Origin of the sequence: Pseudogemmobacter humi (genome assembly GCF_900609055.1) — a bacterium.
In the GTDB taxonomy this organism is placed as follows: domain Bacteria; phylum Pseudomonadota; class Alphaproteobacteria; order Rhodobacterales; family Rhodobacteraceae; genus Pseudogemmobacter; species Pseudogemmobacter humi.
Map to the genome: position 1 here is coordinate 55,756 of NZ_UXAW01000086.1, position 24,040 is coordinate 79,795.

The following is a 24,040-nucleotide window of genomic DNA, read 5'->3' on the forward strand; positions in this document are numbered from 1 at the left end:
TTGCGCATCCGCCGCCGCCTGGCCCCGTTCTGGCCGTTGACCGCGCCCTGGACGCGCATCATGGTGCGCGCATGAACCAGGCCGCTTTTTCCGCCCGTCTGACCCGTATTCCCCGCGCTTTCGACCCCGAGGCGGGGGCGGATGCCGCCGCCGGCTTTCCGGGTCTCGCGCCCGAAATCCGCGCGTTGATCGCTGCCACCGCGGGCTGCTCGCCCTATCTCAAGGGGCTGATGCAGCGCGAGGCCGACTGGCTCTGCGCGGCGCTTTCGGCGCCGCCCGAGGGCGCGCTGGCCTCCCTGCTGGCCGAGCCGCGCGAGGCCGGGCTGGACACGCTCGGCACGGCTTTGCGCCAGGCCAAACGCCGCGCGGCGCTTTTGACCGCGCTTTGCGATCTGGGGGGCGTGTGGTCGCTGGAGGAAGTCACCGGCGCATTGACGGGCCTTGCCGATCTGGCGGTGGATCTTTGCGTGAAATGGCTGGTGGCCGAGGAAATCCGCCGCGGCAAGCTGCCCGGCGCCACCCCATCCGACGCCGAAACCGCCGCCGGGATGGTGGTTCTGGCCATGGGGAAAATGGGCGCGGGAGAGCTCAATTATTCCTCGGACATCGACCTGATCTGCCTCTTCGATCAGGACCGCTACGGCGAGGACTGGCAGGACGCCCGCGCCGCCTTCATCCGCGTCACCCGCAAGATGACCGCGCTCATCTCGGACGTGACCGGCGACGGCTATGTCTTCCGCACCGATCTGCGGCTGCGCCCCGACGCCAGCGTCACGCCCGTGTGCCTGTCGATGGCCGCCGCCTACAGCTATTACGAGGCCGAGGGCCGCACCTGGGAGCGCGCCGCCTATATCAAGGCGCGGCCCTGCGGCGGCGATCTGGCGGCGGGCGAGAAGTTCCTGAAATCGCTCACCCCTTTCGTCTGGCGCCGCCATCTCGACTATGCGGCGATCCAGGATGCGCATGACATGCGTCTGCGGATCCGCGACCACCGCGGGCTGAACGGGCCGCTGGCGGTGGAAAACCACAATATCAAGCTGGGCCAGGGCGGCATCCGTGAGATCGAATTCTTCACCCAGACCCGCCAGCTTATCGCAGGCGGCCGCGATCCTGATCTGCGCGATGCGACGACGGTCGGCGGGCTTTCCGCTCTGGCCGCGAAAGGCTGGATCCCGGCCGGGACCGCGGCGGAACTCACCACGCTCTACCGCGCGCATCGCGAGCTGGAGCACCGCTTGCAGATGGTGGGCGATGCCCAGACCCAGACCCTGCCCGCAACGCCCGGGGGCGTAGCCCGGATCGCCGCCTTCATGGGCGAGGATGAGGCGACATTCCGCGAGGGGCTGCTCGCGCGGCTGACCCGCACCGATCAGTTGACCGAGGGCTTCTTCGCGCCCTCCGATACCGGCGCCGAAGAGACGGAACTCTCCGACCATGCCGCGGGGATCGTCGAGGGCTGGAAAAGCTATCCCTGCCTGCGCTCGGACCGCGCGCGGGCGATCTTCCGCCGGTTGCGCCCGCAACTGCTCGCGCGGCTGTCGCGCGCGGCTAGCCCCGACGAGGCGCTGGTGGCCTTCGACGGCTTCCTCGCGGGGCTTCCCGCCGGGGTGCAGCTTTTCGCCTTGTTCGAGGCCAATCCCTCGCTGGTCGATCTGATCGTCGATATCGCCGGCACCGCGCCGGAGCTGGCGCTTTATCTCTCGCGCAACGCCCGGGTGCTGGATGCGGTGATCGGCGGCAGCTTTTTTGAACCCTGGCCCGGCGTGCGGGGTCTGACGGCCGATCTGGCGCAGCATCTGGCCGGGCAGAGCGATTACGAGCGCAGTCTCGACGAGGCGCGGCGCTGGATGAAGGAATGGCATTTCCGGGTGGGTGTGCATCACCTGCGCGGGCTGATCGATTCGTTCGAGGCCGGCAAGCAATATGCCGATCTGGCCGAGGCGGTGGTGGCCGCGCTCTGGCCGGTGGTGCTGGCGGATTTCAGCGCGAAACATGGGGCACCTCCGGGCCGCGGCGCGGTGCTTCTGGCGATGGGCAGCCTTGGGGCAGGGCGGCTGAACGCGCGTTCGGACCTCGATCTGATCCTGATCTACGACGCGAACGGCGTCGAGCAGTCCGAGGGCCGCCGCCCGCTGCCGACCCGCAGCTATTACGCGCGGCTGACCCAGGCCATGGTCACCGCGCTGTCCGCGCAGACCGCGGGCGGGCGGCTCTACGAGGTGGATGTGCGGCTGCGCCCCTCGGGCCGCCAGGGGCCGGTGGCGACGTCGCTCGCCTCCTGGCGCGACTATCAGGAGACCGAGGCCTGGACCTGGGAGCATCTGGCGCTGACCCGCGCGCGGGTGGTGGCCGGGGATCCCACGCTCGGGGCCGAGGTCGAGACCACCCGCCGCGCGGTGATCGCGGTGAAGGGGCAGGGGGAAAAGGTCCGCGCCGATGTGGCGGAGATGCGCGCCCGGCTGTTCGAGGCCAAACCCGCCCGCGGCGAATGGGAGACGAAGAACGGCCCCGGCCGGCTGATGGATATCGAGCTGATCGCCGAGATGCTGGCGCTGATCGCGGCCAGCCCCGCCCGCCAGGTCGAACGCCAGCTTGCGGGGGCGAAGGATCTGCTGCCCGCCGCCGATCAGGAAGCCCTTGCGCGGGCCTGGCGCTTCCTGTGGTCGCTGCATTGCGCCGCGCGGCTCCTGAGCGATCAGCCGCTGCAACCCGAGGCCCTGGGCGAGGGCGGCCGCGCGTTCCTCCTGCGTCAGACCGGAGAAAGCGACGAGACGGCGCTTCTGGACCGTCTTCGGTCGGTGGTGGCGCTTGCGGCGGATGTCACGGCGCGGCACTCTGCCTGAGCGAAGACGGAGAGACGGAAAATGGGGAGACTGGCAGTGCGGCTGGAAGAGGCGGACCCAAAGGGCCTGGTGCGCGAAAGCTATCGGATCGAGGGGATCACCCCCGGGGAATGCCGCTCGATCTTCATGGACTGGGCGCTCAGCCTGCCGCAGGGCCGCCCGGTCCCCGATGCCTTGCGGGCGCTGATCGCGGAATATGCCAGCGATGCGCCGGATCACCCGATGAGCACGGTGCTGGCCCAGGGCCTCGCCCCCGCCAGCGAGCCGCGGCGCCGCGGCGGCCGGATCGGCCGCGCCGCGCTCTGACAGCGGCAGGGAACCGGCGCGGCCCTTCACTGCCTTGGCGCCCCTGAGCGGCGAGGGTCTGGAAGGGCTTACGACGACGCAAGCCGCTTCGGTCGGGGCAGAACATATCCGGCGGCAGCACTCCCCGTTTCCCTGTCACCCTGATCGGGCACCGCAGGCCGGAAACAAGAACAGGGGCCGGCTCCGGCAGGTCGGCGAGAGGGAGATGCGCCTCCGTTTTTCGGCCGCTTCCGCTCAGCCGCGCGGCAAGGCGGCGGCCTCGCGCGCAAGGCGGGTGATCCCGGCCCAATCCCCGCGCGCAAGGGCGTCTTTCGGCGCAACCCAGCTTCCACCGACGCAAAGCACGTTCGGCAGCGACAGATAATCGCCAGCGTTGTCTGTGCCGATTCCGCCGGTCGGGCAGAAGCGGATCTGCGGCAGCGGCGAGGCGAGCGCCTTCAGAAACGCAGCACCCCCCGCCTGTTCGGCGGGGAAGAATTTCTGCACCCGGTAGCCGCGCGCGAGCAGCGCCATTGCCTCGGAGGGCGTTGCGGCGCCCGGCAGCAACGGCAGTTCCTCGACGATACAGGCGTCGATCAGCGCGGGCGTCGCGCCGGGCGAGACGCCGAAATGCGCCCCCGCGGCCTTCGCCGCCCGCACGTCCTCGGGGGTAAGCAGGGTGCCCGCGCCGACCACCCCGCCCGGCACCCCGGCCATGGCGCGGATCGCTTCCAGTGCCGCGGGCGTGCGCAAGGTCACTTCCAGCGCGGGCAAGCCGCCCGCGACCAGCGCCTCGGCCAGCGGTCGGGCAAGGGAGGCATCCTCGATCACCAGCACCGGCACCACCGGGGCGAGGCGGCAGATCTTTTCGGCGGCGGCGGATTGCTCGGAGGGGGTCATGATATGCTCCTGTTCGGAGCGCGGCGCGCCCCTGGCTTCGGTCGGATGCCTCCGGCGGGGGTATTTATATCAGGATGAAAGGCCCATTCACCCTGACTTAAATACCCCCCGCCGGAGGCCATCCCGCAGGCTCGCCTGCGGGATCGTCTGCTTCAGACCACCACGGCGGCGCCGTCCCCGGCATCGCCCACGTTGCGGCGGAAGGCGGCGAACAACTCGCGGCCGATACCGTGCTCGTTGGCGGAAAGGTCGGGCGTCACGGCGGCGCGCTGGTCCAGCCCCGGCGTCAGGCAGCTGAGCGTGCCCGCCGCGGCGTCGAGCCGCAACAGATCGCCATCGCGCAGCCGCGCGAGCGGTCCGCCGCGCGACGCTTCGGGCGAGAGATGGATCGCGGCCGGCACCTTGCCCGAGGCGCCGGACATGCGGCCATCGGTAACGAGGGCCACCTTCATCCCGCGGTCCTGAAGCACCGAGAGGATCGGGGTCAGCGAGTGCAGTTCCGGCATCCCGTTGGCCTGCGGGCCCTGAAAGCGCAGCACCACCACCATATCGGACGTGAACTCGCCGCGCCGAAAAGCGGCCTTCACCTCTTCCTGGTCGTGGAACACCCGCGCCGGGGCTTCGGTCACATGCCGCCCGGGCGCGACGGCCGAGATCTTGATCACTGCCCGGCCGAGGTTGCCGGTCAGCTGCCGCAGACCGCCGGTGGCGGCGAAAGGATCCTGGGCCGGGCGCAGGATGCGCTCGTTCAGGCTCTCGCGCGGACCCTCGCGGTAGTGGACCGCGCCCGCGCGCAGCTCCGGCTCGCGGGTGTAGAGCGAGAGCCCGTCCCCCGCCACGGTCTTCACATCCTCATGTAACAACCCCGCCGCCAGCAGCTCGCGGATCAGATATTGCAGGCCCCCGGCGGCGTGGAAATGGTTCACATCCGCCAGACCGTTCGGATAGACCCGCGCCATCAGGGGCACCGCGCCGGAAATCTCGTCGAAATCCTCAAGGTCGAGGATCACCCCCGAGGCCCGCGCCATCGCCGGCATATGCAGCACCAGATTGGTCGAGCCGCCGGTCGCCATCAGTCCGACGATCCCGTTGACATAAGCGCGCTCGTCGAGGATCGCGCCCGCCGGGCGGTAGTCATTGCCGAGCGCCGTGATTTCACCCGCTCGGGCGACGGCGGATTCGGTCAGCGCCTCGCGCAGCGGCGTGCCGGGGTTGACGAAAGTCGCGCCGGGCAGGTGCAGCCCCATGAATTCCATCAGCATCTGATTGGTGTTCGCGGTGCCGTAGAAGGTGCAGGTGCCCGGGCCGTGATAGCTGGCCATCTCGGCCGCCATCAGATCCTCGCGCGTGGCCTTGCCCTCGGCGAAGGCGTTGCGGACGCGGGCCTTTTCGTCATTGCCGATGCCGCTGACCATCGGTCCGGCGGGCACGAAAACCGCAGGCACATGGCCGAAGGTGGCCGCCGCCATCACAAGGCCCGGCACGATCTTGTCGCAGACCCCGAGCCAGAGCGCGGCGTCAAAGCAGTTGTGGCTCATCGCGATCCCGGCCGAAAGCGCGATCACGTCGCGCGAGAACAGCGACAGTTCCATCCCAGGCTGGCCTTGCGTCACCCCGTCGCACATCGCGGGCACACCCCCCGCCACCTGGGCGGTGGCGCCCGCGCGCCGCGCCGCCGCGCGGATCTGCGCCGGGTAATCCTCATAGGGCTGATGGGCCGAGAGCATGTCGTTATAGGCGGTGACGATGCCGAGATGCGGCTGGCGCCCCTCGGCCAGCGCCACCTTGTCGGTGCCGCTGGCTGCATAGGCATGGGCCTGGTTCGAGCAGCTCAGATGTGCGCGCACCGGACCTGCGGCCGCGGCCCGTCCCATCCGTTCAAGATAGGCGGCGCGGCTTTCGGCCGAGCGGGCACGGATGCGCGCGGTCACGCGGGCGATGGTCGGATGCAGCGGCGCGGTCATGGCTCTCTCGCGGGGTCTGGCGGGCGGGCTGGAACTGTTAGCGCTAACGGTAAGGCCTTGCGCGGCGATGTGCAAGCGGATCGGCTTAAGCATAATCACCCGGGGGGCGAGGTCCAGCCCGGGGTGGGCCCGGGCGGGCGAAATCCGCCGGTCGCCTGTTCTCCGGCGGCCCCCTTCCGCAAATCGCGCCCGCCCGGTATGAGGGGGCATGAACCCGTCAGATCCCATCCCCGCCGATCCCCTGAAACGCCCCGTCGTGCGCCTGCGCCCCAAAGCCGAGGCGCGCGCCCTCCGCCACGGCTACCCCTGGGTCTATGCCGACGAACTGGTCCTCGACCGCCGCACCTCGGCCTTGCCGCCCGGCGCGCTCGCCGTGCTGGAGGATGCCGAGCGCCGCCCGCTCGGGCTGGTCACGGTCAATCCCGCGTCGAAGATCGTGGCGCGGATGCTGGACCGCGATCCGGGCGCCGAGGTGAACGAGGCCTGGTTCGTGGCGCGTCTGAGCCGCGCGCTTTCCCTGCGCGACCGGCTTTATGCCGCGCCGTTCTACCGGCTGGCCCATGCCGAGGCCGACGGCCTGCCCGGCGTGGTGATCGACCGTTTCGGCGAGGTCGCGGTGGTGCAGCCGAATGCCGCCTGGGCCGAGGCGCATCTCGACGCGCTGGTCGCGGCGCTGGTGCGTGTCACCGGCGTGAGCGCGGTGATCAAGAACGGCTCGGGCCGGGCGCGCGGGCTGGAGGGTCTGCCCGAAGAGACGGCGGTGGTCCATGGCGCGGCGCCTGCGGGGCCTTTGCCGGTGCCGATGAACGGCGCGACCTATATGGCCGATCTGACCGGCGGGCAGAAGACCGGGCTGTTCTTCGATCAGCGCGAGAACCACGCCTTTGCCGCGCGGCTGGCGAAGGGCGGACGGGTGCTCGATGTCTTCACCCATGTCGGCGGCTTCGCTCTGGCGGCGCTGGCGGGTGGTGCGGAACACGCGCTGGCGGTGGATGCGAGCGCGCCCGCGCTGGCTTTGGCCGGGGCCGGGGCGAAGGCTTCGGGCTTCGCCGACCGCTTCGCCACCCGCCAGGGCGACGCTTTCGCGGTGCTGGAGGATCTGGGCCGCGAAGGCGCGCTTTTCGACCTGGTGATCTGCGACCCGCCCGCGTTCGCCCCCGCGAAACCGGCGCTGGAGGCCGGGCTGCGCGCCTATGAGCGGATCGCGCGGCTTGCTGCACCGCTGGTCGCGCCGGGGGGAAGCCTCGTGCTCTGTTCCTGCTCGCATGCGGCGGATCTGTCGGCGTTCCGCAATGCGAGCGCCCGGGGCATCGGCCGGGGCGGGCGGCGCGGGCAACTCATCTACACCGGATTCGCCGGGCCGGACCATCCGGTGCTGCCGCAACTGGCGGAATCGGGCTATCTGAAAGCCCTGGCTTTCCGGCTGGACGGCTGATGAAGGCGGTTTTCGACGCCTGCGTCCTGTTCCCCACCGTCCTGCGCGAGATATTGCAGGGCGTGGGCGAGGCGGGGCTCTGTGAGCCGCTGTGGTCCGACCGGATCCTTGGCGAATGGACGCGGGCGGCGGCGAAGCTCGGCCCCGGGATGGAGGCGGTCGCCGAAGGCGAGGCCGCGCTGTTCCGTGCCGCTTTCCCCCGCGGGCGGGTGGCGGCGCAACCCGCCATCGAGGCGCGGCTGGTGCTGCCCGATACGGGCGATCTGCATGTCCTCGCGGTGGCGATCGCCGGTCACGCCGATGTGATCGTGACCTTCAATGCCAGGGATTTCCCCGGTCATGCGCTGGCCGCCGAGGGGATCGCCCGGCGCGACCCGGACGGATTTCTGTGGGAACTGCACTCCCGCGCGCCGGAGCGGGTGGCGGGCGTGGTCGAGGCGGTGCGGGCGAAGGCCGAGGCGATCTCGGGCCAGCCGGTGGCGCTGAAGGGGCTGCTGAAACGCGCGCGGCTTTACCGGCTGGCGAAAGCACTGGCCGCCTGAGACCGGTTCCTTCGAAGGAACCGGGCCGATTTCTTTGAAGAAATCGGTGCGAAATCTTCGAAGATTTCGCTAACCCCCGCCCAGCCAGCGCGCTTCGTTCGCCTCGATGGCGGCGATGCGCTCGGCGGTTTTCGGATGGCTGCGCAGCCAGGCCGGAATGCCTTCGCCCGCGCCGGAGGTCAGCGCATCGAGCTTGCGGAACAGGGATTTCTGCGGCGCCGTTCCGATCCCGGCCTTGATCAGCAGCGCCGAGGCCCAGGCATCGGCCTCGAACTCGTCGCGCCGCGACAGTTTCGCCATCAGAAGCCGCGACACCATCCCGGCGATCCAGACCCCCAGCCCGGGGATGAAGCGGTTGAGGATCCCCGCCAGCAGCATCACCGCCGCATTCTGCCCGGTGAAATCGATCATCCGGCGCCGCACATGGCCATGGGCGACATGGCCCATCTCATGCGCGATGACCGAGGCCAGTTCTTCCGCCGTCACCTGACCCTGTTTCTTTTTCGCAAGGAAGCCTCTGGTCAGGAAGATCCGCCCGTCCGGCGCGGCAAGGCCATTCACCGGCTCGATCTCCAGCACCCGGACCGGCACCTGCGGCAGATCCAGCGCCCGGCCCAGGCGGCGGGCGAGGTCGGCAATCTCGGGATCGTCGAGCGGGCGCGACTGCCGGTCCAGCATGCGCTTCGTCTGCCAGATCGAAAAGCGCATCATCAGAAAGGCATAGCCGACGGCCAGCAGAAGGGGCATCAGACGCAGAAGCATGGCGCCAATATAGGCGTCGGGCGCGTCTGCGCCAGCCCCCCAAGGTCCCAGCCCCGGCTTACAGCCCGAGCGCGCGGGCCACCCGCTCCTGGAAATACTGCACACCCTTTTCGTGCCGCCCCGACAAGGGGCCCGGCGAATAGGCCCCGGCGGCATAGTTGCGGTGGGTCTCGGTGCAGACCTCGTAATCCTCGCGCACCACCGAAAGCGTGCCCTCGACCGATTTCGCCCGCGCCGCGGCTCCGGCCTCGGAGGTGTCTGCGAAGAAGAAGCGGTAATGCTGATCGGTGCGATGCGGCGAGGTGGGGTTGATCCGGCTGACGTTCATCCCGCCCTCGAACAGCGAGAGCGTCCAGTTCGGCCACATCCACAGCCATTTGCCGCGGTAGAACAGCCCGTCCTTCGGCGGCGCGGTCATCTTTACGAAACCCTTATGGGCGGTGGTGGCAAACGCCTCGAAGTCGATGGCGGCGAAGAAGGCGGGATGGGTGCCGGGGATATGGTAGCCCTCGACGAAATTGTCGGTATAGACCTTCCAGTTCGCATCGAAACTGACGGTGGCGGTATCGGTGGCGCGGTAGCTCTCGACCGGCTCATCGGCCAGTTCCTGCGGCAGATCGCCGAGCTGATCCTCAAGGCTTTCCACGGGCTCGATGGCGGCGAACAGCAGGCCGCGCCATTCGGCCAGATGCACCGGCTCCAGCGGCCAGTCCTCGGGGATGATCGCCGGATCCTTGCCATACCAGGGCGCCTGGACCAGCCGTCCGGTGTCGGCGAAGGACCATTTGTGATAGGGGCAGACGATCAGCCCGCATTTGCCGGTGCCATCCGCCAGCAGCTTCGCGCCCCGGTGGCGGCACACGTTTTTGAAGCCGCGCAAAGTCCCGTCGCGGCCGCGGATCGCGAAGACCGGGATGCCGGCGATATCGATGGCGAGATACTGCCCGCTCTCCGCCACGTCTGAGACCGGCCCCATGAACTGCCAGCTGCGGCTGAAGATCAGCGCGCGTTCCTCCTGGAACACCTCGGGGCGGATGTAGAGGCCGGGGTCCAGGTTCAGATACTGAATGCCGGGGGCATCGGACGGGGTGTGGCTGGTGTCGGGCGACATGGCTGGCCTCCGGTGGGGCGGGCGTTTGTACGACCGTGCCAGAAACCACCCCGATCAGGCAAGCATGTTCAGCGCAGGCTGCGCACCCCGCGGGCGATGCCGTCCAGCGTCATCGGAACCATATTGCCGCCGAAGATCGAGCGGATCATCGCGGTGGATTGCGCGTAGCGCCATTCGCGCTCGGCCAGCGGGTTGATCCACAGGTGATGCGGCCAGTGTTCCACCGCGCGGGCCAGCCAGACCTGGCCCGCCTCGGGGTTCCAGTGTTCGTTCGCGCCGCCGGGATGGCTGATCTCATAGGGCGACATGGCGGCGTCGCCGACGAAGATCGCCCGCCAGTCCGGGCCGTGGCTGCGCAAGATGTCCCAGGTCGGGGTCTGTTCGGACCAGCGCCGGGCGTTGTCACGCCAGACGCCCTCGTAAAGGCAGTTGTGGAAATACCAGCTTTCCAGGTGGCGGAACTCGGATTTCGCCGCCGAGAACAGGTCTTCCAGCAGCTTCACATGCGGGTCCATGCTGCCGCCCACGTCGAGGAACAACAGCACCTTGACCGCGTTCCGCCGCTCGGGCCGGGTTTTCACGTCGAGCCAGCCCTGATGCGCGGTGGCGCGGATGGTGCCCGCGAGGTCCAGCTCCTCCGCCGCCCCCTCGCGCGCCCATTTGCGCAAAGCGCGAAGCGCCAGCTTGATGTTGCGTGAACTGACCTCGGCGTTTTCATCCAGGTTGCGGAACTCGCGCCGGTCCCAGACCTTGACGGCGCGGCGGTGGCGGCTTTCCTCCTGGCCGATGCGCACGCCTTCCGGGTTGTAGCCGTAAGCGCCGAAGGGCGAGGTGCCTGCGGTGCCGATCCATTTGTTGCCGCCCTGATGGCGGCCCTTCTGCTCGGCGAGGCGCTGTTTCAGCACCTCCATCAGCTTCTCAAACCCGCCGAGCGCCTCGATCCCGGCCTTTTCCTCGTCCGACAGGAATTTCTCGGCCAGCTTTTTCAGCCAGTCGCCGGGCAGGTCCAGTGCCTCGATCACCGCCTCGGGCGCGATCCCGTCGAGGCCGGCAAAGGCGCGGGCAAAGGCGCGGTCGAAACGGTCGAGATGGCGTTCGTCCTTGACCAGCGCCGCGCGGGCGAGGTGGTAGAAGCCTTCGGTGTCGTTGGTCACGAGGCCCGCCGCCAGCCCTTCCAGAAAGGCGAGAAATTCGCGCGGGCTGACCGGCACGCCCTCGGCGCGCAGACTCTCGAAAAAGGGCAGGAACATCGCGGCCCCCCGGCGATCAGCCCGCGGCGAGGCGGTGGAGGACGATGGTGGCGATCACCCCGGCAAGGCCGAACAATATGCCGAACCCGGCGGCATATTGCGCCAGATCGGCGGGCTTGCCGCCCAGTTGATGCGCCCGGAAGGCGCCGAGAAGCGCGCCGAGAAGAAAACCGCCGATCGCCAGCATCGCTGCCCCCTTAGCTTTTCCCGCGGAGAGAGCCGGGGCAGGAGCCGCCGGTTCAGCCGCGGAAGAGGCCGCGCAGCCCGAGCGCGCCGATCTCGCGCGTGCGGGCCCGGATCTGGGCCTCCGAGCCGAAGCCATAACGCGCCAGCGCGGCACTGTCCACTCGCAGCCGGTCGGCCTCGGCCTTGCGGCCCAGCATGTCCAGCGCCTCGGCCCGGATCAGGCGCGTGGTGGCCAGCAATGCGTGGTTTTCCGCGCCCCGGATCACCGGCATCGCACGGTCGGTGAAGCGCAGCGCCTTGTCGGGCTGGCCCGAGGCGACCGCGATGGCGGCAAGCTGCATGTCGATATGGGCGACATGGATCGCGGCGCCCGGCAGGGTGCGGTAAATCGCCGAGGCTTTGACGAATTCGTTCACCGCCGCCGCGCGGTCCGATCCGATCAGCAGCCGCGCCAGCGCGAAATGGCTGAAGGCGAGGCGGCTGTCCTGCCAGCCCTGGGCGCGGGCGATGGCGATGGCGCGTTCGGCGGCCTGGCGGCGCGCGGCCTGCCCCTTGCCGCCTGACAGAGCCGTGGTGATCGCCTCGGTCCAGGCATGGGGGGTGGCCGAGGCATCGGCGCTGCGGTGGCCGTCGCCGCCCGGGTTGATCCTTGAGAAGATGCCGCCGATCCGCGCGGCGACCTCGGCGCGCGACATGCCCGGGGCAAGTTCCGGCGCGTAATAGGCGCGCAGGATCTTCATGTCGAACGCGGTCAGGACGGAATGGAAATTGTCGTCGTTGAACACCGAATCCGACAGGCGATACAGGTCGTTCAGCGGGCCGATGGCCTGGGCGAGTTCCTCGTGCAGACAGTCGCGCACCTCTTGCGGGCTGGCGTCGGAGGGCAGGAAGATCCCGACCTGGCGGCGTTCGCGCACCACGGTCCAGTCGACTTTGGCGCTGCCGCGGCTGGCCTGATAGCCGGTCAGGCTGGTGACATTCGGCACCACGAAACAGGCGGCGTTCGGCGCGGCGCGGCGCAGCGCCTTGCGCGGGCTGAACTCGACCGTGACCGAGGGCGCCTCGCCGGGGCGGGCCGCGCGGATGTCGATCCCGGCCTCGTGGCGCAGGCGGCCCATCAGCTGGCCGAGATCCGCCCCCGCCGAGGCGGGCACCGCGCCGGTCATGGCGACGGTGATCGTGCCCTCGAACCGGCTGAACGCCGGCAACTGGCGGCCGCTTTCCAGCGCGAAGCTCAGATCCATGAAGGCTGCCGCCAGATCCGCGTTGCCGTGGCGAGAGACCGCGGCGGGCGCCGGTTGCAGCGCCGGGTCGACGAAGGCGGGCGCCGTCAGGCTTTCGGCGCTGGCGGTGTCGATCGGGCGGGCCTTGGTTACCTCGGCCTGGGGCGCGGGCGTGCAGGCGGCGATGACCAGCGCCGAGGCGGCGGGCAGCAGGAATTTACGCATGATGTGGCAGCTCGATCTGTGCGATGCACCGGGGCAGATCCCGGTGAGGGGGCGATGCCGCAGGCCCGGCCAGACAGGAATGCCCCCGCATCCCTGACCCGGCCGGGCCTCCGGTGGTCCGTGACGGGCGCGCCGGCGGGCGCAGCGTCGGGGGGGCGAGCAGACAGACAGGTGCCCCCCGAAGCTGCGCCGGACCTGTGCATCCCGGGGACCGTCCGGGATGAGGCGCGCGGATGCCCGGCCGGGGCCGCGATCCGGGCAGCGGATCGGCGGTCGGCGGGGCGGATGGATTTCAGCCGGGAAGTCGCCCCCGGCCTGACCGCGCTGTCGCCGCGCGGCGCCGCCGGAAATCCGGCAGCATCAGTCCGCGAAGGGCAGGGGTCTGGCGTCATGGAGCAAGGTTTCCGTTACCGAAAGTCACTGTGTTGTGAGCCAACACAATACCTTTGTCGGGATCGCGGCCCGCTTGTGTCAATTCCGCGGAATCTGCGCCAAAGACGGCTTACCACCCATCGCGGTGGGGGCAGCGCAAAAGCCCAGATATTCCCCACCAACATCACGCAATATTTCAAATTATGACAGTTATTGCGGTATTCGTGAGTTAATTGCGGCAAGATTGCGGCAGAAGATGGGCAAAGCTGCCCGATTCGGGCGCTGAGGGTTCAGCTTTCCCGGCGCCTCGCGGGCCCCGGGGCTGATGACCGAGGACGGGATCGGGCACGAACCCCCGGCGGCGGCCTCAGCGCTGGCCGCGCGACAGGAAGGCAAGCCGCTCGAACAGCTGCACATCCTGCTCGTTCTTCAGAAGCGCCCCATGCAGCTTCGGCAAGAGATGCTGCGGGTCGCGTTTCAGATCGGCGGGCGCCAGATCCTCGGCGAGGATCAGCTTCAGCCAGTCCAGCACCTCGGAGGTCGAGGGCTTCTTCTTCAGCCCCGGCGTCTCGCGGATGGCGAAGAATTCGGTCAGCGCCGCGGTCAGAAGCTGCTCTTTGATATCGGGGAAGTGCACGCGGATGATCGCCGCCAGCGTATCGGCATCGGGGAAGCGGATGTAGTGGAAGAAACAGCGGCGCAGGAAGGCGTCGGGCAGTTCCTTCTCGTTGTTCGAGGTGATGATCACCACCGGGCGCTGGCGCGCGCTGACGGTCTCGCCGGTCTCGTAGACGTGGAACTCCATCCGGTCGAGTTCCTGCAACAGATCGTTCGGGAATTCGATATCGGCCTTGTCCACCTCGTCGATCAGCAGAACCACGCGGGACGGCGCCTCGAAGGCCTGCCAGAGCTTGCCTTTGCGGATGTAGTTCTTCACGTCATGGACCCGCTCGTCGCCGAGCTGGCTGTCGCGCAACCGCGAGACCGCATCGTATTCGTAAAGCCCCTGCTGGGCGCGGGTGGTGGATTTGACATGCCATTCGAGCAGCGGCAGGCCGAGGCTGGCCGAAACCTGGCGCGCGAGTTCGGTCTTGCCGGTGCCGGGCTCGCCCTTGACCAGCAGCGGGCGCCCCAGCACCACCGCCGCATTCACCGCCACCGCCAGTTCCGGCGCCGCCACATATTCCGCCGTGGACTGAAATTTCATCCCGCGCCATGCCCCCTTTGAGAACGGCGCGACCCTAACCGGGCCGAGATTTTATCGCAACCGCTAGTGACATTGCCCCCCGTATGGGCTACATGCCGCGCCAACAGGAGCGCGCCATGACAGAAGCCCACCTGTCGGCGCGTGCCGGCGAGAAGGAGATATCTGCGATGAAGGCTGAAGCGTTCCTGCCTGACGATTATCGTCCCGCCGAGGACGAGCCCTTCATGAATGATCGTCAGCTCGAATATTTCCGCCGCAAGCTGGTCGTCTGGAAGCAGGAACTGCTGGATCAGTCCGCCGAGACGCTGGAGAACCTGAACGAAAGCGCCCGCAACGTGCCCGATCTGGCCGACCGCGCCAGCGAAGAGACCGACCGCGCGCTGGAACTGCGCACCCGCGACCGCCAGCGCAAGCTGATCGCCAAAATCGACGCGGCGCTGCGCCGGATCGAGAACGGCGAATACGGCTATTGCGAGATGACCGGCGAGCCGATCAGCCTCAAGCGGCTGGACGCGCGCCCGATCGCCACCATGACGCTGGAAGCCCAGGAAAAGCACGAGCGGCGCGAGAAGGTGCACCGCGACGACTGACCTGTGCCGCAGGGGGTGCGAAGGGTGGTCCCGGCCGCGCCTTTGCCCTGTGAAAGGACGCCGGGCCACGCCCGGCGTTTTGCGTTTCAGCGCCGGAAAGCGGAGGGAAGATGAGCCTTCAGGACAGATCGGTGACCATTCTCGGGGCCGGGGTGGCGGGCCTCGCCATGGCGCGGGCGCTGGCTTTGCGGGGCGCGAAGGTCACGGTGCTGGAACAGGCCGATGCCGTGCGCGAAGTGGGGGCGGGGTTGCAGATCAGCCCGAACGGCGCGGTCGTGCTGCGCGCGCTCGGGCTGGGGGCGGCGCTCGATGCGGCCTCGGTCCGCACCGAGGCGGTGGAATTGCGCGACGGGCTGGACGGATCGCTGGTCACGCGGCTCGATGTCGGGCGGCTGCGTCCCGGCCAGGGCTGGCATCTCCTGCACCGCGCCGATCTGATCGGGCTCTTGCTTGACGGCGCGCGCGAGGCCGGGGTGGAATTGCGGCTGTTGCAGAAGGTGCGCGAGGTCGATCTTTCCGGCGAGGCGCCGGTGATCGCGACCTGCACCGGCGCGCGCGAGGAGGCGGATCTGCTGATCGGCGCCGACGGGCTGCATTCGCCGACGCGGCTGGCGCTGAACGGCGCGGCCGAGCCCTTTTTCACCAACCAGGTGGCCTGGCGCGCGCTGATCCCCTGCGAGCCTTCCGAGCCCCGGGTGGCCGAGGTCCATATGGGCCCGGGCCGCCACCTGGTCAGCTATCCTCTGCGCGGCGGCACTTTGCGCAACATCGTCGCCATCGAGGAGCGCCGGCGCTGGACCGAGGAGGGCTGGTCGCTGCGCGACGATCCGATGGAGCTGCGGCTGGCTTTCCGCGGCTTCGGCCCGCGGGTGCGGGGCTGGCTGGATCGGGCCGAGGACGTCTGGCTCTGGGGCCTGTTCCGTCATCCGGTCGCGCGCGAGTGGTATCGGATCCTGCCCCATGGCGCCGCCGCCGTGATCGGCGACGCCGCCCATCCGACGCTGCCCTTCCTTGCCCAGGGGGCGAATATGGCGCTGGAAGATGTCTGGACGCTCGCGGAGGCGCTTGACCGCGGGACTCTGCCGGCCTGGCAGGCGGCGCGTGCCGCGCGCACGACGCGCATCGTCAATGCTGCGAACCGCAATGCCCGGGCCTATCACCTGTCCGGCCCGCTGCGCGGGCTTGCGCATCTCGGGCTGCGGCTCGGCGGTCGGCTGGCGCCGGGTCTGGCGCTGTCGCGCTTCGACTGGATCTACGATCACGACGTGACGAGGCTGCCGGGGCAGGCGGGCGGCTGAGGGGAGAAAACCCGCGTCGCGCGAGAGGGTCGGCGGGGCGGGTTCGCGTGCCGCGAACAGGGGGCTGTCTGCCCCCACGGGCCTTGCGGCCCTCCCCCGAGGGTATTTGGATCAAGGTGAAAGCAGGCCCGTCCTGCGGCGTTCATCCATCCCGGCGGCTCAGGGCCGGGAAGTCTTTCGGCTTTGATGAGCGACAGGGGGGCTGTGGCCGTGCAGAGCCGATGCGGGCCTTTCCGGGGGAGGTGCCGGACCTCGGCTGAGTTAACCGATATTGCCGCCGGCCCGTGCGCGGCGTCCCGGATCCGCTCCGGCGCGGGGGGACAACCGGGATTCGGATCGTGACGGGGACGGAAGCCGGGGTTTCTGAGGCTATATGCGGGCCGCCTCGTCCCCGGTACCGGCGACGGGCCAGCGGCTTCCACATCGATGGTGTCGGGTGTTTCCGCGGGTTTCCCGGGCGCGGGTTCATCAAGCGCAGGCCCTTCGGGATCAGTGGCATCGCGGTAAAGCCCGGCCGCCTTGCCGGGGAGGGCAGGTGCCGGAGCTTTCCTCCGCGCCTCCGGATCAGCGCCGGTATGGAGCCCGGTTCGTTCGGCGGGGGATGGGGTTATGCCGCCAGCCGCACCCAGACCGGCACGTGATCCGAGGGTTTGTCACCGGCGCGGACCTCTTTGTCGATGCCGGTTTCCTCCAGCAGATCGGCGGCTTGGGGCGACATCAGCACATGGTCGATGCGGATGCCGTTGCCGCGCTCCCAGGAATTGGCCTGGTAGTCCCAGAAAGTATAGAGGCCAGGGCGGGGGGCGCGGGTGCGCACCGCCTCGGTCAGGCCCAGATGCAGGATGCGGCGGAAGGCGGCGCGGCTTTGCGGCAGAAACAGCGCGTCTTCGGTCCAGGCCTCGGGCTTTGCCGCGTCTTCGGCCTGGGGGATCACGTTGTAATCGCCGAGAAACAGGACCGGCTCCTCGCTTGTGAGCAATGCGCGCACCCGCGCCTCCATCCGCGCCATCCAGGCCAGTTTGTAATCGTATTTCGGCCCCGGCGCCGGATTGCCGTTCGGCAGATAGAGGCCGCAGACCCGCACCACCCGCGGGCCGCAGACGGTGGCCTCGATCCAGCGCGCCTGTTCGTCGCCGTCATCGCCGGGCAGGCCGCGCGTCACATCCTCAAGCGGGTGTTTCGACAGGATGGCGACGCCGTTGAAGCCCTTCTGGCCGTGGGTCTCGACGCGGTAGCCCATGTCCTCGAAGATCTCGCGCGGAAAGCCCTCATCGACGCATTTGATCTCTTGCAGGCAGACCACGTCGGGTTCCGCCGCCCGCAGCCAGCGCGGCAGCGCCTCGGCGCGCGCCCTGATCCCGTTGATGTTGAATGTGGCGATCTTCATCCGGCTCTCCGCTTTTGCCGCATTCTGGTGCAGCGGGCGCGCGGGCACAAGCCGCAGAGCGCGGCGAAGAGGGGCGTGCCGGGCGTCACGCGGCGGAGGATGCCGCTGTCGCCGTCAGTTGCGCGAGGCACCAATCCCAGACGGCCTCTGCCGCGGGACCCTGGCTGCCGCGCTTGCGTACGATGTAATAATCGGGGTCGGCGCGCAGCACGCGGTCCATGACCCTGACCAGCCGCCCGTCGGCGAGTTCGGTGGCGGCGAAGGCGTTGCAAGCGACCACGATCCCCTGGCCCGCGACGGCGGCGTCCAGCGCGAGGGTGGTCATGTTGAACTGCGGGCCGGGCAGCGGGGCGCGGCAGCCGAGGAAGCGCGGCCAGTGATCCTGGCAATGGTGGAGCAGGGTGAAACCCCGCAGATCCTGTTCCGACAGCGGCAGCGGCGTGGCGCCGATCAGCCGCGGGCTGGCGAGGGCGATCACCTCCTGCGCGATCAGCCGATGCGCATCGAGGGCGGGCGGAAACGGCGGGCGTGCGAGGCCGATGGCGATATCCACGTCGTCGCGGTCGAAATCGGGCAGATCCTCGTCGGCGATGGTGCGCAGCTCTGTCCCGGGCAGGGCCTCGCGCAGCTCTGCCAGCCGGGGGATCAGGATGCGGGTCGCGACGGTGGGGGTGGCGCTGATCGTCACCCGGCCGGGCCGGGGTTTCAGTCGCTCGCTCGCCCCCGCGAGCAGATCGAACGCGCGGGTCATGTCGGCGAGCGCGGCCGCGCCCTGCGGCGTCAGCGTCAGCCCGCGCGCGAGGCGGCGGAACAGCGGCAGGCCGAAATGAGCCTCAAGCGCGCGCACCTGCTGCGCGACCGCGCCCTGGCTCACGCCGAGTTCCTCGGCCGCGGCGCGGAAGCTCAGCCGCCGCCCCGCCGCCTCGAAGGCGCGCAGGGCGTTGAGCGGCGGCAGGTGGCGGCGGGGCGTCATGGCGGATCCTGTAGATTTTCTACAGTCTCGCAGCATTTCTTCTGGCGCGAAAGAGGGGCGCAGGGATGCTATCGGGGGGCGAGAACAGATCTGAGAGGCCCTTTCCATGTTCCGCGCCTATGCCGCGCTTATCCTCGTCGGTTTCATCTGGGGATCGAACTTCATCTATATGAAGATGGCGACGGCGGCGATCTCGCCCTTGCAGGTGGTGTTCCTGCGGGTGGCGGCGGGTTTCGTGCCGCTGGCGCTGATGGCCTGGAAAACCGGGGTGCTGAACCGGGGCCAGTTGCGCCACCTGCCGCATTTCGCGGTGATGTCGGTGCTGGCGACCTCGTTCTATTACTACGGTTTCGCGGCCGGGACGGCGCTTCTGCCCTCGGGCGTAGCGGGTCTCCTGGGCGGGGCGATCCCGATCGTGACCTTCCTGACCTCGCTGATCTTTCTGCGCAGCGAGCGGCCGAACCGGCTGATGGCGGCGGGCGTGGGGGTGGGATTCGCCGGGATCGTGCTGGCGGCGCGGCCCTGGGAGGGCGGTGCGACCGTGTCCCTCGCCGGGGTGCTCTGGGTGATGACGGGGGTGCTGAGCGTGGGCGTCTCGTTCGTCTGGGCGCGGCGCTTCCTGTCGCCGCTCGGTCTGCCGCCGCTGGCGCTGGCGACCTGGCAGACCGGGCTCGGGCTGATAACGCTGGCCGCGGTGACAGATTACCGCGGCATGACGGCGATTCTGGACGAACCCCATGCGCTGGCCGGGCTGATTCTGGGGCTCGGCGTTCTGGGGACGGGGCTGGCCTATCTGATCTATTACTACATCCTCGACCGGCTGGGCGCGGTCGGCGCCTCGGGCGCGACCTATCTGCCCGCGGTCGTCGCGCTGGCGATCGGCGCCGCGGTGGGCGAGACGGTCACCGCCGTCGAACTGCTTGCGCTGGCCCTGATCCTTGGGGGCGTCGCGCTGATCCAGCTTGGGTCGCGGCGGGTCGTGCGCAGGCCGCCCGCCGTTCAGGACAGCGCCACGGCCTGAGGGCAGCGGGGCAGGGCAATCGCCGCCCTGCTTCTGTCACGGCGCAGGGGCGGCCTCGGGCGAGCTTTCTTCGGATCGTTCCGGCCCCTGTGCCGCGGAACCGTTCTCCAGCCGGTCCAGATAATCGGCCGACCAGTCGAACACGTCGTAATGGCGCAGGATTTCGGCCATCAGCGCGTGCCTTTCGCGCCGCTCCTCAAGCGGCATCGACACCGCGCGCGCGATGGCATTGGCGATGGTTTCCTCGTCATAGGGGTTCACCAGCAAGGCCCCCTCGCCGAGTTCCGCCGCCGCGCCCGCGAAACGCGACAGGATCAGCACCCCGGGGTCTTCGGGGTCCTGGGCGGCGACATATTCCTTGGCGACGAGATTCATCCCGTCGCGCATCGGCGTGACCAGCGCCGCGCGCGCCATCCGGCAGACCCCCGCCAGCGTCTGCTGCGCGAAGGCGCGGTTCACATAGCGCACCGGCGCCCAGTCCAGATGGCCGAAGCGGCCGTTGATATTGCCGGCGAGTTCCGCCACCTCGCGGCGCAAAGCGTCGTATTCGGCGACGCCCTCGCGGGTCTGCGGCGTGACCTGGAGATAGGTGACGCGGCCCGTCCAGTCGGGATGGGCGCCCAGAAACCTGCCATAGGCCGAGATCCGCTGCGGCAGGCCCTTGGTGTAATCCAGCCGGTCGACGCCGACGATCAGCGCGCGGCCTTCCAGCGAATCCCGCAGCTTGCGCATCGCGGCGTTGCGCACCGCATTCTGCGCCGTGCGCGCGAAACTCTCCACGTCGATGCTGATCGGGAAATGCTCGGCCCGGAAGCGGCGGCCCGCCGCGTCGTAAAGACCGTCCGCTCCGGCCACCGGCTGCGCGATGCCGCTGCGGCGCAGGCAGAGGCCGAAATTTTCCACATCGGGCACGGTCTGAAAGCCCAGCAGATCATAAGCGGTCATGCTGCGCAGCAATTCCTCGCCCACCGGCAGGGTCAGGAACACATCCGGCGCGGGCCAGGGAATGTGCATGAAAAAGCCGATCCGGTTGCGCAGCCCGATCTTGCGCAACTCGGACGCCAGCGGGATCAGGTGATAATCGTGGATCCAGATCAGATCGTCGGGGCGGATCAGCGGCGCCAGCCGCTCGGCGAAAAGCCGGTTGACCCGGAAGTAGCCGGCCGCATCGCGGCGGCTGTAATCGGCCAGGTCCAGCCGGTAATGGCACACCGGCCAGAGCACGCTGTTCGCCAGCCCCTGGTAATATTCCGACAGATCGCGCCCGGACAGGTCGGTCAGCGCCCAGGTGATCGCGCCGTCCTCGCGCAAGGCCAGCGGCCCGGGATCCTCCTCGCCCGAGGAGTTCCCCGACCAGCCCATCCAGACCCCGCCGCGCTCGCGCAAAGCGGCCAGCAGCGCCACCGCAAGGCCGCCCTGCGGTGGGCGGTCGGGCGCGGGCACCCGGTTCGAGACGACGATGAGGCGGCTCATAACACCTCCTCCCACCGACGCGACAGCGCCATGGCGGCATTGATCAGCCCGACCATGGAATAGGTCTGCGGGAAATTGCCCCACAACTCGCCGCTGTCGACATGAACCCCCTCGGAGAGCAGCCCCAGATGGTTTCGGCGCGCGAGGATGTCGTCGAAGATCGCGCGCGCCTCGTCCTGCCGCCCGGTGCGCACCAGGGCGTCGATCAGCCAGAAGGTGCAGGCGGTGAAGGCGGTTTCGGGGGCGCCGAAATCGTCCTCGCGCCGGTAGCGGTAGAGGTGGTTGCCGAAACGCAGATCGGCCTCGCAGGCGGCGACGGTGGCAAGGAAGCGCGGATCGTCGGCCGCGATGAAGCCGGTCTGCGCCATCAGAAGCAGGCTCGCATCCACCTCGGCGCCGCCGAAGGCCGCGACGAAACAGCCGCGTTCCTCGTTCCAGCCCCGGGCGAGGATCGCGTCCGCGATCCGCCCGGCGCTGGCGGACCAGCGCTTTTCCTCGGGCGCAAGCCCCAGCCTGCGCGCGATCCGGGCCAGCCGGTCGCAGGCCGCCCAGCACATCAGCGCGGAATGGGTGTGGATCTCGTTGCGGGTCCTGAACTCCCACAGCCCGGCATCGGGCTGGTCCCAGCAGGATTCGGCCTCGGCCCCCAGCCGTTCCAGCCGGCGAAACAGCGCCTCGTCGCCCATATCGGGCAGGCGCTCGTCGAAGAAGCACTGGATCGCGGCCAGGATGACCGAGCCGTAGCCGTCGTTCTGCACCTGGGTCCAGGCGGCATTCCCGCGCCGCACCGGCCCCAGACCGCGATAGCCCGGCAGGCCGGGGACGATATGCTCGTCCACCATCCGCTCCAGCCCAAGGCCGAACAGCGGCTGCATATAGCCGCTCTGCGATCCGGCCGCGACATTCGAGACATAGGTGAGATAATTCTCCATCGTCCGCGTCGCGTTCAGACTGTTGAGCGCCTGCACCGTGAAATAGGAATCCCTGAGCCAGCAGAAACGGTAATCCCAGGTCCGCCCGCTGGCGCCATATTCCGGGATCGAGGTGGTCAGCGCGGCAAGCACCGCCCCGGTCTCTTCGTTGGAGCACAGCTTCAGCGTGATCGCGGCCCGGATCACCACGTCCTGGAAATCGGCGGGCAGGGCAAGACTGCGCACCCAGTCCAGCCAGTAATGCTGCGTCTCGTGCAGGAAGGTGCGGGCGATCGACATCGGATGGTCGGTCAGCCCCTCGTCGGGCCCGAGGACGAAGGCCTGCGGGCGCTCCAGCAGGAAGGGCGTTTCCGACAGCACGTATTCGACCGGCGCGTCGGTGGTCAGCCGCATCACCTGCGGCCCGAGGATATAGCGGATATGATTGGTGCCGCGCGTCTGTTCTGGCAGGTTCAGCCCGTAGTCCGAGCGCGGCCGGATCGAGACCGTCAGCCGTGGGGTTCCTGCCACCGGCTCGACGATCCGCACGATGGAACTGCCGCGAAACAGCCGGCCGCTGCGCCGGAAGCGCGGCGCGAAATCGAGGATGCGGGCCTCGTTGCCGTCGGCGTCGGTCAGAATGGTTTCCAGGATCGCCGTGTTGCGCAGGTAGCGCTGGCGGCTGGCGGTCTGACGGTCGAGCAGAAAGCGCCAGGCGCCGTCTCCTTCGCCGTCCCCGGCGCCCAGCAGGCCGCAGAACACCGGATCGCCGTCCATCCTTGGCGCGCACATCCAGTCCAGCCCGGCCCGGTCATCGATCAGCGCGGCGAGGCTCGCATTGCCGATCACCCCCCGGTCTAGGTTGGGTCTGGCGGTGGTCTGCGCTGTCATCCGGTCAATCCTCAGGTCAGGCCTTGCGTCAGGCTTTCAAGCCAGGACCGAAACGCCCCGGGCGACGCGATCCCCGCCAGTGCCGCGCTGTCGCGCAGGCCCTCTTCCGGGCCCACGCGCAGCGAAAGCCCGCCCAGGGCGTTGACTGCCCTGAACATCGCCTCATCCGTCAGATCGTCGCCGGCAGCGACGGGGGTGCGGTCAGAAAACGGCTGAAACCTCATAAGGTTCCGCACCGCGCTGCCTTTGTCCTGGCCCGAGGGGCAAAGCTCCACCACGCATTTCCCGGCGCGCAGGCGCCAGCCCTGACCCGCCCGCTGCGCGGCGGTCTGCATGATCCGCGCAACCTCGTCCTGCGCGGCGGGCGCCAGCCGGTAGTGCAGCGCGAAGGCGCGGCCCTTGTCCTCGAAGATCACCCCCGGCAGGGCGGGGGCCAGCGCCCGCGCCATCTCGCGCGCGGCGCGGAAGTCCGGGCTTGCGGGCGGCGCGGGATCCGGGGGCAGGCCCAGTCCTGGCGCCAGCCCCGGCGCGGGCCGCAACTCCGCCCCATGCAGCCCGGCGATGGTGAAGCTGTGGTCGGGAAACAGCCCGTCCGCGAAGGCGACCGTGCGGCCCGTCACCAGCGCCAGCGCCCCCAAGGTGATCCGTTGCAGGGCGGCCAGCGTCCCGGCCAGCCCCTCTGCGGGGCGAACGGCATCGGGCGTTTCGCACAGATCCAGCAGAGTCCCGTCCAGATCGAGGAAAAGCGCCCAGCGGGAAAGCGGCGGCAAAGCCGGAACCTGCCCGCCGCGAAAGGCCAGTGTCCCCCTCTGCGAAGCGCTGAGCGACGGGCGATCATCAGCCTTGCGGGCTGTGTGTCGGTCGTTTGGCGTCATGGGGCCCAGGCTAAGGGGGATTCGCTGCGAATGCAAATCTGCGGTGAAATACGTGGCCACCCTGCGCGAGATGCCTCCCAGCGGCGCAGAGGCGCGTTCCGCCAGATGCGGCGATGAGCAGGAACGCCAGGCCGGTTGTTTCCGGCGCATGCCGTAAGCGGCGAAAATCCAGAGACCGGCAATACTCCTCGCTCCCTGTTCCCTGTCCGCGGCTTTGTTGAGCTATTCGGATTGATGCCGGACTTGTCCCTTTCCCAGATATTTTCAGCGCATGCGGACGGTCTCTGGCGTCCCGAGTGATGTGAAGCGGTTCATG

General features: G+C 69.1%; 20 protein-coding genes. 7 read left to right on the forward strand and 13 right to left on the reverse strand.

Annotated features, from left to right (window positions below; genetic code table 11):
* Positions 1-71: 71 nt before the first annotated feature.
* Both XINFAN_RS15230 and XINFAN_RS15235 read left to right on the forward strand, forming a co-directional pair.
* The gene (locus XINFAN_RS15230; RefSeq protein WP_124087723.1) at positions 72-2,843 is read left to right on the forward strand and encodes a bifunctional [glutamine synthetase] adenylyltransferase/[glutamine synthetase]-adenylyl-L-tyrosine phosphorylase; all 2,772 of its coding nucleotides are present in this window, start codon (positions 72-74) and stop codon (positions 2,841-2,843) included.
* A 36-nt stretch (positions 2,844-2,879) separates the two neighbouring features.
* Positions 2,880-3,149 (forward strand): hypothetical protein, encoded by a 270-nt coding sequence (locus XINFAN_RS15235; protein ID WP_124087740.1) that lies wholly within the window; start codon positions 2,880-2,882, stop codon positions 3,147-3,149.
* Positions 3,150-3,383: 234 nt separating this feature from the next.
* Here the strand turns inward: XINFAN_RS15235 and eda are convergent, their stop codons facing one another.
* Together eda and edd are read right to left on the reverse strand one after the other, a co-directional pair.
* Entirely contained in the window at positions 3,384-4,028 is a 645-nt protein-coding gene (eda, locus tag XINFAN_RS15240; RefSeq protein WP_124087724.1) for a bifunctional 4-hydroxy-2-oxoglutarate aldolase/2-dehydro-3-deoxy-phosphogluconate aldolase, read from the reverse strand.
* A gap of 152 nt (positions 4,029-4,180) precedes the next feature.
* Positions 4,181-5,992, reverse strand: a complete 1,812-nt coding sequence (gene edd, locus XINFAN_RS15245) for a phosphogluconate dehydratase (RefSeq protein WP_124087725.1) — start codon at positions 5,990-5,992, stop codon at positions 4,181-4,183.
* Positions 5,993-6,200: 208 nt separating this feature from the next.
* On the opposite strand from edd, the gene XINFAN_RS15250 reads away from it, so the two are divergent.
* Positions 6,201-7,427, forward strand: a complete 1,227-nt coding sequence (locus XINFAN_RS15250) for an RSP_2647 family RNA methyltransferase (protein WP_199286437.1) — start codon at positions 6,201-6,203, stop codon at positions 7,425-7,427.
* Positions 7,427-7,969 carry an RSP_2648 family PIN domain-containing protein gene (locus tag XINFAN_RS15255; protein ID WP_124087726.1) on the forward strand — a complete coding sequence of 181 codons (543 nt, stop codon included), beginning with the start codon at positions 7,427-7,429 and terminating at the stop codon, positions 7,967-7,969. The genes XINFAN_RS15250 and XINFAN_RS15255 overlap by 1 nt, the downstream gene beginning before the upstream one ends.
* Positions 7,970-8,038: 69 nt before the next feature.
* Here the strand turns inward: XINFAN_RS15255 and XINFAN_RS15260 are convergent, their stop codons facing one another.
* The 6 genes from XINFAN_RS15260 to XINFAN_RS15280 form a co-directional block, all read right to left on the reverse strand.
* Positions 8,039-8,716 carry a M48 family metallopeptidase gene (locus XINFAN_RS15260; protein WP_233352232.1) on the reverse strand — a complete coding sequence of 226 codons (678 nt, stop codon included), beginning with the start codon at positions 8,714-8,716 and terminating at the stop codon, positions 8,039-8,041.
* Positions 8,717-8,789: 73 nt separating this feature from the next.
* The gene (locus XINFAN_RS15265) at positions 8,790-9,842 is read right to left on the reverse strand and encodes an aromatic ring-hydroxylating oxygenase subunit alpha (RefSeq protein ID WP_124087728.1); all 1,053 of its coding nucleotides are present in this window, start codon (positions 9,840-9,842) and stop codon (positions 8,790-8,792) included.
* Between the two features lie 68 nt (positions 9,843-9,910).
* Positions 9,911-11,092 (reverse strand): vWA domain-containing protein, encoded by a 1,182-nt coding sequence (locus tag XINFAN_RS15270; RefSeq protein WP_124087729.1) that lies wholly within the window; start codon positions 11,090-11,092, stop codon positions 9,911-9,913.
* Between the two features lie 16 nt (positions 11,093-11,108).
* The gene (locus XINFAN_RS22000; RefSeq protein ID WP_199286438.1) at positions 11,109-11,279 is read right to left on the reverse strand and encodes a hypothetical protein; all 171 of its coding nucleotides are present in this window, start codon (positions 11,277-11,279) and stop codon (positions 11,109-11,111) included.
* 52 nt (positions 11,280-11,331) lie between these two features.
* Positions 11,332-12,726: a DUF2927 domain-containing protein gene (locus tag XINFAN_RS15275; protein ID WP_124087730.1), complete on the reverse strand. Its 1,395-nt coding sequence runs from the start codon at positions 12,724-12,726 to the stop codon at positions 11,332-11,334.
* Positions 12,727-13,465: 739 nt separating this feature from the next.
* On the reverse strand, positions 13,466-14,305 hold the full coding sequence (locus XINFAN_RS15280; protein ID WP_124087731.1) for an AAA family ATPase: 840 nt from the start codon (positions 14,303-14,305) through the stop codon (positions 13,466-13,468).
* 167 nt (positions 14,306-14,472) lie between these two features.
* Here XINFAN_RS15280 and dksA point away from each other — a divergent pair, with 167 nt between their 5' ends.
* The gene (dksA, locus tag XINFAN_RS15285; protein WP_124087742.1) at positions 14,473-14,895 is read left to right on the forward strand and encodes an RNA polymerase-binding protein DksA; all 423 of its coding nucleotides are present in this window, start codon (positions 14,473-14,475) and stop codon (positions 14,893-14,895) included.
* A gap of 110 nt (positions 14,896-15,005) precedes the next feature.
* Positions 15,006-16,193, forward strand: a complete 1,188-nt coding sequence (locus XINFAN_RS15290; RefSeq protein WP_124087732.1) for an FAD-dependent monooxygenase — start codon at positions 15,006-15,008, stop codon at positions 16,191-16,193.
* Between the two features lie 607 nt (positions 16,194-16,800).
* Here XINFAN_RS15290 and xth read toward each other — a convergent pair.
* Positions 16,801-17,580 (reverse strand): exodeoxyribonuclease III, encoded by a 780-nt coding sequence (gene xth, locus XINFAN_RS15295; protein ID WP_124087733.1) that lies wholly within the window; start codon positions 17,578-17,580, stop codon positions 16,801-16,803.
* An 85-nt stretch (positions 17,581-17,665) separates the two neighbouring features.
* On the reverse strand, positions 17,666-18,553 hold the full coding sequence (locus tag XINFAN_RS15300; RefSeq protein WP_124087734.1) for a LysR substrate-binding domain-containing protein: 888 nt from the start codon (positions 18,551-18,553) through the stop codon (positions 17,666-17,668).
* Positions 18,554-18,659: 106 nt separating this feature from the next.
* On the opposite strand from XINFAN_RS15300, the gene XINFAN_RS15305 reads away from it, so the two are divergent.
* Positions 18,660-19,574 carry a DMT family transporter gene (locus tag XINFAN_RS15305; RefSeq protein WP_124087735.1) on the forward strand — a complete coding sequence of 305 codons (915 nt, stop codon included), beginning with the start codon at positions 18,660-18,662 and terminating at the stop codon, positions 19,572-19,574.
* A 36-nt stretch (positions 19,575-19,610) separates the two neighbouring features.
* Here XINFAN_RS15305 and XINFAN_RS15310 read toward each other — a convergent pair whose 3' ends face one another.
* From XINFAN_RS15310 to otsB, 3 genes are read right to left on the reverse strand one after another with little or no spacing between them, the layout of a single operon-like run.
* A complete protein-coding gene (locus XINFAN_RS15310; RefSeq protein ID WP_124087736.1) occupies positions 19,611-21,047 on the reverse strand; it encodes an alpha,alpha-trehalose-phosphate synthase (UDP-forming) in 1,437 nt (478 codons plus the stop codon).
* Positions 21,044-22,849 (reverse strand): glycoside hydrolase family 15 protein, encoded by a 1,806-nt coding sequence (locus XINFAN_RS15315; RefSeq protein ID WP_124087737.1) that lies wholly within the window; start codon positions 22,847-22,849, stop codon positions 21,044-21,046. Before XINFAN_RS15315 ends, XINFAN_RS15310 begins: the two co-directional genes overlap by 4 nt.
* Before the next feature lie 11 nt (positions 22,850-22,860).
* The gene (gene otsB / locus XINFAN_RS15320) at positions 22,861-23,619 is read right to left on the reverse strand and encodes a trehalose-phosphatase (RefSeq protein ID WP_160144634.1); all 759 of its coding nucleotides are present in this window, start codon (positions 23,617-23,619) and stop codon (positions 22,861-22,863) included.
* Between the last annotated feature and the right edge of the window lie 421 nt (positions 23,620-24,040).